The organism is Nocardia xishanensis NBRC 101358, from assembly GCF_001613365.1.
Lineage (GTDB): Bacteria > Actinomycetota > Actinomycetes > Mycobacteriales > Mycobacteriaceae > Nocardia > Nocardia xishanensis.
The window spans coordinates 139,130-151,192 of record NZ_BDCF01000006.1 but is presented as its reverse complement, the minus strand read 5'-3'; the positions used below and the strand labels follow the sequence as shown (position 1 = coordinate 151,192).

General features: G+C 67.1%; 15 protein-coding genes. 10 read left to right on the top strand and 5 right to left on the bottom strand.

Annotated features, from left to right (window positions below; genetic code table 11):
* Positions 1-53 precede the first annotated feature (53 nt).
* The 3 genes from NX1_RS07110 to NX1_RS07100 all read left to right on the top strand — a co-directional run bounded on the left by NX1_RS07110 (position 54) and on the right by NX1_RS07100 (position 1,512).
* Positions 54-806, top strand: a complete 753-nt coding sequence (locus NX1_RS07110) for a DUF427 domain-containing protein (protein ID WP_068055641.1) — start codon at positions 54-56, stop codon at positions 804-806.
* A gap of 65 nt (positions 807-871) precedes the next feature.
* Entirely contained in the window at positions 872-1,087 is a 216-nt protein-coding gene (locus NX1_RS07105; RefSeq protein WP_068055638.1) for a type II toxin-antitoxin system VapB family antitoxin, read from the top strand.
* Positions 1,084-1,512, top strand: a complete 429-nt coding sequence (locus tag NX1_RS07100) for a PIN domain nuclease (protein WP_068055635.1) — start codon at positions 1,084-1,086, stop codon at positions 1,510-1,512. Before NX1_RS07105 ends, NX1_RS07100 begins: the two co-directional genes overlap by 4 nt.
* Positions 1,513-1,798: 286 nt before the next feature.
* Here NX1_RS07100 and NX1_RS07095 read toward each other — a convergent pair whose 3' ends face one another.
* Positions 1,799-2,713, bottom strand: coding sequence for an AraC family transcriptional regulator (locus NX1_RS07095; protein WP_068055632.1), 915 nt, complete (start codon positions 2,711-2,713; stop codon positions 1,799-1,801).
* Positions 2,714-2,809: 96 nt separating this feature from the next.
* On the opposite strand from NX1_RS07095, the gene NX1_RS07090 reads away from it, so the two are divergent.
* Both NX1_RS07090 and NX1_RS07085 read left to right on the top strand, forming a co-directional pair.
* The gene (locus NX1_RS07090) at positions 2,810-3,853 is read left to right on the top strand and encodes a saccharopine dehydrogenase NADP-binding domain-containing protein (RefSeq protein ID WP_068055628.1); all 1,044 of its coding nucleotides are present in this window, start codon (positions 2,810-2,812) and stop codon (positions 3,851-3,853) included.
* A 145-nt stretch (positions 3,854-3,998) separates the two neighbouring features.
* A complete protein-coding gene (locus tag NX1_RS07085) occupies positions 3,999-4,409 on the top strand; it encodes a cupin domain-containing protein (RefSeq protein WP_068055625.1) in 411 nt (136 codons plus the stop codon).
* 65 nt (positions 4,410-4,474) lie between these two features.
* Here the strand turns inward: NX1_RS07085 and NX1_RS07080 are convergent, their stop codons facing one another.
* Both NX1_RS07080 and NX1_RS07075 read right to left on the bottom strand, forming a co-directional pair.
* Positions 4,475-4,807: a hypothetical protein gene (locus tag NX1_RS07080; RefSeq protein WP_084501153.1), complete on the bottom strand. Its 333-nt coding sequence runs from the start codon at positions 4,805-4,807 to the stop codon at positions 4,475-4,477.
* Complete coding sequence (locus NX1_RS07075) at positions 4,807-6,021, bottom strand: 3-ketosteroid-9-alpha-monooxygenase, oxygenase component (protein WP_068055622.1); 1,215 nt, start codon at positions 6,019-6,021, stop codon at positions 4,807-4,809. Before NX1_RS07075 ends, NX1_RS07080 begins: the two co-directional genes overlap by 1 nt.
* A 198-nt stretch (positions 6,022-6,219) precedes the next feature.
* Between NX1_RS07075 and hsaA the strand changes: the two genes are divergently transcribed.
* The 4 genes from hsaA to hsaB are packed head-to-tail and all read left to right on the top strand — an operon-like array spanning position 6,220 to position 9,793.
* Positions 6,220-7,383, top strand: a complete 1,164-nt coding sequence (hsaA, locus tag NX1_RS07070) for a 3-hydroxy-9,10-secoandrosta-1,3,5(10)-triene-9,17-dione monooxygenase oxygenase subunit (RefSeq protein WP_068055619.1) — start codon at positions 6,220-6,222, stop codon at positions 7,381-7,383.
* A gap of 8 nt (positions 7,384-7,391) precedes the next feature.
* Entirely contained in the window at positions 7,392-8,273 is an 882-nt protein-coding gene (gene hsaD / locus NX1_RS07065) for a 4,5:9,10-diseco-3-hydroxy-5,9,17-trioxoandrosta-1(10),2-diene-4-oate hydrolase (protein ID WP_068055616.1), read from the top strand.
* Positions 8,274-8,276: 3 nt separating this feature from the next.
* Positions 8,277-9,182, top strand: a complete 906-nt coding sequence (gene hsaC / locus NX1_RS07060) for an iron-dependent extradiol dioxygenase HsaC (protein ID WP_068055614.1) — start codon at positions 8,277-8,279, stop codon at positions 9,180-9,182.
* Between the two features lie 23 nt (positions 9,183-9,205).
* A complete protein-coding gene (gene hsaB, locus NX1_RS07055; RefSeq protein ID WP_068055611.1) occupies positions 9,206-9,793 on the top strand; it encodes a 3-hydroxy-9,10-secoandrosta-1,3,5(10)-triene-9,17-dione monooxygenase reductase subunit in 588 nt (195 codons plus the stop codon).
* A gap of 7 nt (positions 9,794-9,800) precedes the next feature.
* Here hsaB and NX1_RS07050 read toward each other — a convergent pair whose 3' ends face one another.
* On the bottom strand, positions 9,801-10,559 hold the full coding sequence (locus tag NX1_RS07050; RefSeq protein ID WP_068055608.1) for an SDR family oxidoreductase: 759 nt from the start codon (positions 10,557-10,559) through the stop codon (positions 9,801-9,803).
* Positions 10,560-10,635: 76 nt separating this feature from the next.
* Between NX1_RS07050 and NX1_RS07045 the strand changes: the two genes are divergently transcribed.
* Positions 10,636-11,133 carry a YdeI/OmpD-associated family protein gene (locus NX1_RS07045; RefSeq protein ID WP_245668368.1) on the top strand — a complete coding sequence of 166 codons (498 nt, stop codon included), beginning with the start codon at positions 10,636-10,638 and terminating at the stop codon, positions 11,131-11,133.
* A 250-nt stretch (positions 11,134-11,383) separates the two neighbouring features.
* Here the strand turns inward: NX1_RS07045 and NX1_RS07040 are convergent, their stop codons facing one another.
* Entirely contained in the window at positions 11,384-11,944 is a 561-nt protein-coding gene (locus NX1_RS07040) for a TetR/AcrR family transcriptional regulator (RefSeq protein ID WP_068055602.1), read from the bottom strand.
* Positions 11,945-12,063 lie beyond the last annotated feature (119 nt).

The following is a 12,063-nucleotide window of genomic DNA, read 5'->3' as shown; positions in this document are numbered from 1 at the left end:
TGGGCGTTTTCGCGACCGGAACCTGTCGACCGCTCGGCGTACCGTCGAGAGGTATGACCGATGAGCAGCGAGGCCGCGTCAAGATCGCGACCAGCCAGAAGCGCGTCCGCGTCTACCTCGGCGGGCACCTGGTGGCCGACACGGACCGCCCGGTGCTGGTGTGGGAGATCCCCTACCACCCCACTTACTACATTCCCGTCGCCGATCTGTGCGCCAAACTGGAGCCGAACGGCGAGACCAGGCACTCGCCCAGCCGTGGCGAGGCCGCGGTGTACGACGTGATCATCGACGGCGTCACCGCGGCGGGCGGCGCCCTGCGCTACCACGATTCCCCGCTGCCGGAACTGAACCATTTGGTGCGGCTGGACTGGAACGCCATGGACGAATGGTTCGAAGAGGACGAGCCGGTGTACGTCCACCCGCGCGATCCGTACTCGCGCGTCGACATCCTCGGCAGTTCCCGGCACGTGCGGGTGGAGATCGGCGGCGTCGTCGTCGCGGACTCGCACAGCCCGCGCATCCTCTTCGAAACCGGCCTTCCCGCAAGGTATTACCTCCCCCTCACCGACGTCCGCCTCGACCTGCTGCAACCCTCCGACACGCACTCCCGCTGCCCCTACAAAGGCACCGCCGACTACTGGACCGTCCGCATCGGCGACAAGGAATACCCCGACATCGCCTGGGTCTACCGCACCCCGCTACCGGAGAGCCAGAAGATCGCCGGCCTGGCCTGCTTCTACAACGAAAAGGTGGACGTCTGGATCGACGGCGTCCTCGAAGAACGCCCCAGCTCCCCGTTCAGCTGACACCCTCGACGGCGTATATCTGATCTGATGTCTTAGATATCCGCGGAGATATCAAGAGGTGTGCCATGGCTCGAACAGTGATCGATCTGGACGACGTACTCGTCGCCGATGTCGCCAAGGAACTCGGCACCGGCACGAAGAAGGACACCGTCAACGCCGCGCTTCGGGAAGTTTTGGAAAACCGCCGCCGCGCCCTGGCGCTCACCCGCCTGCAAGACGCCGTCGCGGAGGGCGCTTTCGATCTGGACATTCTCGAGAACAAGCGGAATTACCGGCGGTGAACGCGGCGCGGTTCCTGATCGACACCAGCGCGCTGGTTCCGATCATGCGTCAAGACCCGAATGCCTTCGCCTGGCAACGCGCGGTCGTCGCGGGACTCGTCGCCATCTGCCCGATCGTGGAGCTCGAGTTCTTCTACACCGCGCGCTCCACCGCCGATCGCGAGCGCACGATCGATGACATGCGCATGCTCTTCGGCTGGGAACCGGTCGACGACCGCGCCTACGAACGGGCCTGGGAAGTCCAAGGCGAGCTGACCAAACGCGGAAAGCACCGCAACGCAGGCCTGGTCGACCTCGTCCTCGCCGCCACCGCCGAACTCCGCGGCCTCACCCTCCTGCACCGCGACCACGACTTCGACCAGATCGTCGCGATCACCGGCCAAGACCACCGCTGGCTCGGCACCGGCGACAACGATTTGTATTGACCGGCCGTGGGCCTGCGCCTACGAGCACCTTTCACTTTTCGTTACCAGGCTCCGATTCGGGCGCGAGGTCCCGCGCCGCCCTGCGTTCGCCTTCCAGGACGAGATTCCCCCGCCGAGCCATTCGGCGAAATTACGAGCGCCTAACGCAGGCTGTCGCGGTTCGTCGCAAAGTTGTGCATACGACTACTCGATTACCGCGCCTGCCGGACGCTCCGAGCGACTGGGCAGCCGACCCAGTCGGCGCAGCTTGGATCGAGGTTGCCGCGCCTCGGCGCGAGGCCGGGCGTCACACGGCGATCGGGGGTTGGGTTGGGGTGCGGCGGTATTGGCCTGGAGCTTGGCCGTATTCGCGTTTGAAGGCTTTGGCGAAGGCGAATTCGGAGGTGTAGCCGACTCTGCGGGCGATGGTGTTCAGGGAGGCGTCGGTGTCGCGGAGGAGGCGGGCTGCGGTGAGGAGGCGCCAGCGGGTTACGTAGGAGAGCGGGGGTTCGCCGATGGTGGCGGTGAAGCGGCGGGCCAGGGTGGCGCGGGAGACGCCCGCGATGCCGCTGAGGTCAGGCACGGTCCACGGTCGGGCGGGGTCCTCGTGCACGGCGCGCAGCGCCGCGGCGACGGCCGGATCGGCGAACGCGCCCGCCCATCCGGTGGGGTGCGCGTCGGCCTGATCGTCGAACCAGGCGCGCAGGATGAACAGCAGCATGGTCTCCAGCAGCGCGGGCACCGCGGCGTCGCTGCCCTGGCGAGGTTCGGCGATCTCGGCGGCGAGCAGATCCACCGCGCCGCGCAGCGCGGGGTGACGACCGGGGCGGGCGGGCAGGTGGATGAACTCGGGCAGCTCGTCGAGCATCGGGTGCGATCGCTGCCTGCCGAGCTCATATGCGCCGCAGAGTAGTTCGGTGCGCACGCCGGGCCCGGCGATCTCGCGCGGCTCTCCGGGCCGAGCGGTTTCGGTAACCGGACTTCCGAGGTTGTCGACCAGGTCGTGATCGGCACCGCGCGGCATGAACAGCACGTCGCCGACGCCGAGCGCAATCGGCTCGCCACCCGGCGGGACGACCCAGCAGGATCCCCGCAGCACGACGTGGAACCCTGCACCGGGCACCACCGGATAGCGACGTCCCCACGGCGCGTGCCTGATGAACAGACCGGAAGCCGGATAGCCGGTACGGATTGCCGCTATGGTCTCGCTGAGAATGTCCACGACTGCAACCATACGCTCAATCTATGAGCGTTTCGGACATGATTCAGAGCTTTCGCGCCATTCATTTGCTCGCGTCACGGCAATAAGCTCGAAACCATGACAACGCAGAACAGCTCCCCCGTTATCGCCGTCTACGGCGCCACCGGCCACACCGGCGGCTACGTGCTCGCCGAACTCCATCGCCGCGGCCTCTCCCCGATTCTGGTGGGCCGCAACGCCGATCGCATGCGCGCCGCCGCCGCGGCCGCGGGCCTGACGGGCGCCGAGATCCGCGTCGCCGATCTCGACGATCACGCCGCGCTGGTTGCCGCGTTCACCGGCGCGGACGCGGTCATCAGCAGCCTTTCCGCCTACGTCCGCAACGGCGAACCGGTCCTGGCGGCCGCCATCGCGGCGGGCGCGCACTACACCGACATCTCCGGCGAGCAACTCTTCTTGAAGAAGGTCTTCGACGACTACGCCAAAGCGGCTGAAACCGCCGGTGTGACAGTCATTTCCGGCGTCACAGACAACAATGTCGCCGCCGATCTGCTCGCCCATCTCGTCGCACGCCGGGTGCCGGGCCGCGCCGAGATCGTCATCAGTCATCTGAGCAAGAGCCGAGGCAACGGCTCGAAGGGCAGCGCCAAGACAGTGTTCGCCAGCCTCGACTGGTTCCGCGGCGGCGGTTGGCATTTCGCGGACGGCGAGCTGCGCACCGGCCCGGCGCGGCATCCGCAGATGACTTTCCCCGGCGACACCGCGCCCACCGCTGTCGGGAAGTTCCCGCAGCCACCGGTGCTCACCGTGCCGCGGCACACCGAGGTCGCCTCCGTCGAGGGTGTGCTCGCCGCCGACATCCTCGGCACGTTGGGCTCTTTCACCGAGGAGCTCATCGAGCAGATCCCGGACGAGCCGAGCTCGGACTTGCGCTACGAGGTGATCGTGGACGCGCACGCCGACGGCCGGGTGGTGCGCGGCGTGGTCGATGGCGTCGATTCCTACCGCGATTCCGCACTGCTCGCCGTCGAGATCGCGACCAGACTCGCCGCGGGCGCCGCCGAGCCGGGTGCGCTGGCGCCCGCCGAAGCGTTCGAGCCGACCGAATTTCTCGACTCCCTCGCCCGCTTCGGTATCACCTGGCGCATCCAGGAATCCTGAACCCGATCCGTTCCTCGTCGGGCAGGTCCGCTCCGGCGAGGCGCGGCGTACGGACCTCGCGGGACGTCAGCGAGTTATACGGTGAACCGTAGGCCGCGATCTGCGCATGGGCCGTAGACACGGCGACGGGGCATAGAGTCGGGGCATGACCGACGACCGGCCCGCACTGGCCATCGCACTCGATTTGGAGCCGCACCCAGAGGGCGGCTGGTATCGCCAAACATGGCGCAGCCCGGTGGAATTCACGCCGTCCGGGTATCCGGGAGCGCGGGCCGCGGCCACGATGATCCATTTCCTGCTGATGCCGGGCGAGCGCTCGGCCCCGCACACGGTGCGATCGGACGAGCTGTGGCTCTGGCACCGCGGCGGACCGCTCGCGCTCGACATCGGCGGCGAGGAGATCGTCCTCGGACCCGATGTCGAGCGCGGTCAGCTGTTGCAGGCCGTGGTCCCCGGCGGGGTCAGCCAGGCCGCGCGGCCGCTCGGCGACGAGTACGTCCTGGTGAGCTGCATCGTCGCCCCCGGTTTCGACTTCGAGGATTTCCAGCTCGACTGAGCCCTCATCAGCGCAGTCGTGCCAGCACGCAGTCCGCCCACGGCCGGAGCGACCCGGAGGTACCCCTACTTCGGGACGTCGATCACGCCCTCGTCGACCGCCCACTTGATGGTCTTCTCCAACTGCGGGCAGGTGTCGGGACGACCGGGACGGCCACCCGACGCGGCGAGCTCGGCGAAGACCGGGCAGTGCGTTTCCGGGGGCTCGGTCCACTGCACCGAGGTCTGGTGCGAGCTCGATTTGCGCACCAGGACCTCGCTCCGGCAGGCCTGACACCGCAGCGGCGTCAGGCCTTCCTCCAGATAGCGCTGCTTGTCGACCACGGTCTGGGCCTGCACCGCCGCCCGTCGCGCGGGCTGATCGGCGAAGTCCGGCGCCTTGGCCCAGGTGGCAGCCATCAGACGCCTGCCTCGGCTTCCTTCGTCGCCGCTGCTTCGGCTTCGTGCTTGCGACGCAAGTTCTCCGCGACCTCGGCCTCCCACGCCTCGTTCGCCTTGGTGGTGTCCACCTCGAACTCGAAGCGCTGGGTCATCTTCTCCGTCACGTCGGCGACGTCGACATAGAACTGGTCGTACCAGCGGCGCAGCTGGTAGACCGGCCCGTCCTCCTCGCACAGCAGCGGGTTCTCGACCTTGGACTTGTGCTTCCAGATCTCGACGTCCTGCAGGAAGCCGACGCTGATGCCCTCGGTCATCTTCTCGGCCAGCTTGTCGGCCATCGCGCCGTCGACGCCCTTCGGCTTCTCCAGCGAGATGCCCCACTGCAGGACGAACGAATCCTGCGTCACCGGGTAGTGGCAGTTGATCAGGACGCTCTTGACCTCGTAACCGCTGTAGATGTTGAGCAGCGGGTTGATCATGTACGAGGGCCCGAAGTACGAGGCCTCCGACTTCAACAGGGTGTCGCCGCCGTACTTGGAGGCCATGCCGATGTCGGGACGGCCCTTGGTCTCCAGGAACTGGGTGGCGATATGTCCTTCGAAGACGTTCTTGAAGTACGTCGGGAAGGCGAAGTGGATGTAGAAGAAGTGGGCCATGTCGACCACGTTGTCGATGATCTCGCGGCAGTTGGCGCCCTCGATCAGCATCGAGTTCCACGTCCAGTCGGTCCACCCGCTGTCGAGCTCGTCGGTCGGGTTGCCGTCGGCGTCGGTGTAGGGGCCCTCGATGTGCGGGATGGTGATGTCCGGCGGCGGCTCGTTGCCCTCGTGGTCGTGCCAGACGAACAGCTGACCGTTGCGCTCGAGCGTCGTCCACTTCCTGGTACGTGCGAGCGGGGGGACCCGGCGCGCGTAGGGGATCGAGCTGCACTTGCCGTTGACACCGGACCAGCGCCAGTCATGGAACGGGCAGGCGATGTCGTCGCCCTTGACCTCGCCCATGCTCAGGTCGCCGCCCATGTGCCTGCAGTAGGCGTCGAGCACCCGCAGTTCGCCCGCGCTGTCGGCCCAGATCACCAGCTTGGTGCCGAACACGTTCACCGCGTGCGGCTTACCGTCCCGGTAGGTCTTGGCCAGGCCGAGGCAATGCCATCCCCGTGCATAGCGGGTAGGCGCGGAGCCGACATCCAGCTCCCTGACCTTCGCACCGCTCCCTTTGGGGGTAACTGCCATCGCGATTCCTCCTCCTTCTGTACTAGAACACGTTACAAAAATGTCGCGTTCCATGCCAGCGATTCGGGTCACTTCCTGCGCATGTCCATTCGGGACCTGCGATGAACGCCGGTTCTCGACAGAAATAAGAACCTGTTCTAGTCTCAGAGGCAAATGAGTACCGGTTACCAATCCGACCAGGCAGGAGCAGGTCCCGAGATGACGCAAGAAGTGACCGAGCGGGTCGAAGCGCTGTTGCCGACGCTGCGTGAGCGCGCGCAAGAGGCCGAGGACCTGCGGCGCATCCCCGACGAATCGATCAAGGCGCTCCAAGAGACCGGCTTCTTCAGGCTGCTACAGCCCAAGCAGTGGGGCGGATACGCCGCCGACCCGGTCGTCTTCTACGACACCGTGCGCAAGCTCGCCAGCGCCTGCGGGTCCACCGGCTGGGTGGCGGGCATCGTCGGTGTGCACAACTGGCACCTCGCGCTGTTCGACCAGCAGGCGCAGGTGGACGTGTGGGGCGAGGACACCGAGGTGCGGATCTCCTCCTCCTACGCTCCGATGGGCGCGGGCACCGTCGTGGACGGTGGTTACATCGTCAAGGGCGCGTGGGCCTGGTCCTCGGGCTCCGACCACGCCACCTGGGCGGTGCTGGGCGGTCCGGTCATCAAGGACGGCAAGCCGGTGGACTTCGGCAGCTTCCTGATCCCCCGCACCGAATACCGCATCGACGACGTGTGGAACGTGGTCGGCCTGCGCGGCACCGGCTCCAATACCGTTGTGGTCGAAGACGTTTTCGTGCCCTCGCACCGGTTCCTCAGTTTCCGCGCCATGAGCGAGCTGAAATCGCCCGGCCTGGAGCAGAACCCGGATCCGGTCTACAAGATGCCGTGGCGCACCATCCATCCCACCACCATCTCCACGCCGATCGTCGGCATGGCATACGGCGCTTACGCCGCGCACGTCGAGCACCAGGGCAAGCGGGTGCGCGCGGCCTTCGCGGGCGAGAAGGCCAAGGACGACCCGTTCACCAAGGTCAGGGTCGCCGAGGCGTCCAGCGACATCGACGCGGCATGGCGCCAACTCTCCGGCAACGTCGCCGACGAGTACGCGCTGCTGAAGGCGGGCAAGGAGATTCCGTTCGACCTGCGGGTGCGTGCCCGCCGCGACCAGGTGCGCGCCACCGGACGGGCGATCGCCTCCATCGACAAGCTCTTCGAAGCCTCTGGCGCCACCGCGCTGGCCAACGGCACTCCGCTGCAGCGCTTCTGGCGCGACGCGCACGCCGGCCGGGTGCACGCGGCCAACGATCCCGAGCGCGCCTACGTCATGTACGGCACACACGAGTTCGGGCTCCCGGTCACCGACGGCATGGTGTAGGCGGCATCGTGACGACCACTGCTGAATTGACCTTCGAATCGACCTCGCGCTACGCGCAGGTGCGGCCGGACCTGAAGCTGCACTACCACGAGGCGGGCAGCGGCAACGGACCGACGATCGTGCTGCTGCACGGCGGCGGGCCCGGCGCGTCGTCCTGGTCGAATTTCGCGCGGAACATTCCCGTGCTGGCGCAGAATTTCCATGTGCTCGCGGTGGATCAGCCCGGTTTCGGCAAGTCGGACAAGCCGGTCGAGCATCCGCAGTACTTCGCGCACTCCGCGTCGGCGCTGAAGGATCTGCTCGACCACCTGCAGATCACCGACCGGGTGCACATCCTCGGCAATTCGCTCGGCGGCGGCGCCGCGGTCCGGTTCGCGCTCGACTACCCGGACCGGGCGGGCAAGCTGGTGCTGATGGGCCCCGGTGGGCTGAGCCTCAACGCCTTCGCGCCGGACCCGACCGAGGGCGTGAAGCTGCTCTCGCGCTTCAACTTCGAGCCGACAAGGGCGAATCTCGAAGCCTTCCTGCGGATCATGGTGTTCGACCAGAAGCTGATCACCGAAGAACTCGTCGACGAACGCTTCGAATCGGCCAAGACCCCCGAGGCGCTCGCCGCGACCCGCGCGATGGGCAAGTCGTTCTCCGGGCCCGATTTCGAGCTCGGGATGCTGTGGCGCGACGCCTACAAGCTGCGCCAGCCGGTGCTGCTCATCTGGGGCCGCGAGGACCGGGTCAACCCGCTCGACGGCGCCATCGTCGCCACCAAGCTGATCCCGCGGGTCCAGCTGCACGTGTTCGGCGGCTGCGGACATTGGGCCCAGCTGGAGAAGTTCCACGAATTCAACCGGCTGGCGACGGACTTCCTGTCCGGTTCCGGCAAGGAGAAATAGATCATGGGCATTCGATCGCTCGGCTATCTGCGCATCGAGGCCACCGATATGGCGGCCTGGCGCGAGTACGGCCTCAAGGTGCTCGGCATGGTGGAGGGCAAGGGCGGCGACCCGGACGCGCTCTACCTGCGAATGGACGAATTCCCGGCCCGGCTGGTGATCGTCCCCGGTGACAAGGACCGGCTCCAGGTGTCCGGCTGGGAAACCGCCAATGCCGAAGAGCTGCAAGACATCAGAAACCGTTTGGAAGCCGCGGGCGTGCCCTACAAGGAGGGCAGCGCGGCGGAGAAGGCCGACCGGCGCGTCTACGAGCTGATCAGCTTCGAGGACCCGTCCGGCAACGTACTCGAGGCGTTCCACGGCGTCGCGCTGGAACACCGGCGGGTGGTCAGCCCGTACGGGCACCGGTTCGTCACCGAGGAGCAGGGTCTGGGCCACGTGGTGCTCAGCACCTCCGACGACAAGGCCGCGCTGGAGTTCTACCGCGACGTGCTCGGCTTCCGGCTGCGCGACTCGATGCGCCTGCCACCGCAGATGGTCGGCCGTCCCGCCGACGGCGAACCGGCCTGGCTGCGGTTCTTCGGCTGCAATCCGCGGCACCACTCGCTGGCGTTCCTGCCGATGCCGACCCCCAGCGGCATCGTGCACCTCATGCTCGAGGTGGAGAACGCCGACGACGTGGGCCTGTGCCTGGATCGCGCGCTGCGCAAGAAGGTCAAGATGTCGGCCACCCTCGGCAGGCACGTCAACGACAAGATGCTGTCCTTCTACATGAAGACGCCGGGCGGCTTCGATGTCGAATTCGGCTGCGAGGGATTGGAAGTCGACGACCACGACTGGATCGCCAGGGAGTCGACCGCCGTGAGCCTGTGGGGCCACGACTTCACGGTGGGCCAGCGCCAGCAATGACCGACGGGGTGAGCGAACCTGTGATGGAGACGAAACCGACCGCCGACGGACATCCGGTGATCGATCCGCGCCAATTCCGAAATGTGCTCGGGCAGTTCTGCACCGGCATCACCGTCATCACCGCCTTCGGCGACGACGCGGCGCCGATCGGCTTCGCCTGTCAATCGTTCGCCGCCCTGTCCCTCGATCCCCCGCTGGTGCTCTTCTGCCCCACCAAGGCGTCGCGCTCCTGGGCGGCGATCGAGAAGTCCGGACGCTTCTGCGTCAACATACTCGCCGAGGAACAACAGCTGCTGTGCGCTCGCTTCGGCTCACGCGAACCCGACAAGTTCGCCGAAACCGCCTGGCACACATCGGAACTGAAGCTCCCGGTACTGGACGACGCGCTGGCCACGATCCAGTGCACGGTGGACAGCGTCGTCGACGGCGGCGATCACTACATCGTGATCGGCCGCGTGCAGGCCCTGTCGGAGTCGACCGACTCCGGCAGGCCCCTGCTGTTCTATCGCGGTCAGTACACCGCCATCGAGCCGGAGAAGACCGTGCCCGCCCCGTGGCGCGCCGATCTCGACCACTTCCTCACCACGACCACGCTGGACACCTGGCTGTGAGGCCGGTTCAGAAGTAGGCGTTCCCTTCCGCGGTCGCGGCGTACTGCGCCCACTTCTGCACACCATCGGTGTGGTCGGGGCAGGTGTTGTAACCGGCGCGGAAGGCACGGGCCACTCTTCCCGGCAACGGCAGCCGGACGATCCGGCGCGGGCGCGACCGGACGGCGCGCCACGCGTCGGCCAGCTCCGCCATGGTCAGGACCTCGGGACCGCCGAAATCGGGGGCGCGCCCCAGCGGCGGCCCTTGGATCAGCTCGGCGGCGCGCGCCGCGACGTCCACCGCGGCGACCGGCTGGAAGCGGAAGTCCAACGGCAGCGGTGCGATCGGCAGACGTTCCACGCTCTGCAGCATGGCGGCGATCAGCTCGTGGAACTGCGTCGCACGCAGAATCGTGTGCGGGACACCGCTTTCGGTGATCAGCTGCTCGCAGCTGAGCTTGTTGCGATAGTAGCGGAACGGGATGCGATCGATGCCGACGATCGAGACGTACAGCAGGTGCCCGACGCCCGTCGAGGCCGCGAGCAGATTGCGAGTCTGCTCGATATCGGGTCCGCCGAACTTGCGGAAATCCGAGGCCGCGTGCACCACGGCGTCCACGCCGGCGACAGCCTCCGCCACGCCTTCGCCCGTCCGCAGGTCGCCGATGTGTGTGCCCGCGCCCGGGCGGCGCGAGAGTACTCGAACGTCGTGCCCTCCCTCGCGCAGCAGCGACACGATGTGCCTGCCCAACGCCCCGGTTCCTCCGGTCACAAGAATGCTGCTCATGACTGACGTCTACTCCGCGGTCTTCGGGCGGCACAAGGGCCCCGCCGCGCGAGTTGGGTAACAAACTGCTCAATCGGTGAGCACTTATGTCCGGATGATCGAGGTCAGCCCCCCATTCGCACCCCCGGAGACCACGATGAACCAGCTCACCCAGATATATGATTTCGCCGACTCCACGCAGTGGGAGGCATGGCTCGCGGCCAACCACGATCGGTCGACCGAGGTCTGGCTGAAGATCGCGAAGAAGCACGCGTCCGGCGCCACGATCACCATCACCGAGGCGCTCGACGGGGCGCTCTGCTACGGCTGGATCGACAGCCACCGCCGAGGTCTCGATGCGGACCACTTCCTCCAGCGCTATTCCCCGCGCCGGCCGAAGAGCCCGTGGTCGTTGGTCAATGTCGGCAAAGTGGAGGCGTTGATCGCCACGGGGCGGCTGCGCGAACCGGGATGGGCCGCGGTTCGCGCGGCGCGCGCCGACGGGCGGTGGTTCGCCGCCTACGAACCCCAGCGCAGCGCGACCGTTCCCGCGGATCCAAAGAATTCCTCCGCCTCGCGGCGCATCACGGCGTAGTCCACCTGTGGCAGCACGCGGTGCCGGGCTACCAGCTCCTCGGCCGTGCGACGCCGCTTTGGGCCGACCGGTCGCAGTTCGGCGACCTCGATACCGTTTCGCGTCACTCGAAAGGTCTCACCAGCCTCGACCGCGTCCATCACCGCCGCGGAATCGGCGTGGAACTCGCGCTGCGAAATCAGCTTCATTGCCCGAATGTAGCTCCTATGGCTATAGGTGGCTGCGCTCTGTCGTCCCGCCTCCGTGGCCGTCAGCGCTTGGGTTCGAGCAAGAAGGCCGACGCCAGGGCGACCACCTCGCGACGACTGCGATCGCCGTGGTCGGCGGCCAACAGGTGTTTGCCCACGGCGAGACAGAAGGCGAGCATGCTGCGTGCTTCGATCTCGTCGGGGTCGGTGCAGTAGGTGCCGAACAGCCTCCGTAGATAGCCCATCCGCTCGTTGTCCACTCGTCGCAGGCGCTCGGCGACCGCCGGGTCGCGGCGGGCCCAGTCGCGCACGGCCAGGTCGATCGGCCGCAGGCGATCGTCGGAGAAGGTGAGCAGGCCCGCGCGCTGGATCTTCGTCCGCGCGTCGCCGCCTTCCTCTTCGACCTGCTCGATCACCGCCTCGACGCTCTCGCGCTCCCAGGTGTCGAGCATCTCCTCCAGCAGGGCGTTCCGGTCGGCGAAGTGCCCGTAGAACCCGCCCTTGGTGACGCCGAGTTCCGAGGCGATGACCTCGATTCGCACGGCGTCCGGGCCGCCCGCCGCGAGGGCGGTGAGCCCCTGCTCGATCCATCGGCTTCGGGGTGTCCGTGTGACGGCGACCATGACTTCAGTATCGCCGAGGGTGTCGACATCGCCCTCGCGGCGGTCTACGATCGGTTATATACGCTATCGTATATTTGAAAGCCGTTGCGGCATAAGTCAATTGACAATGCCGTCGGCTG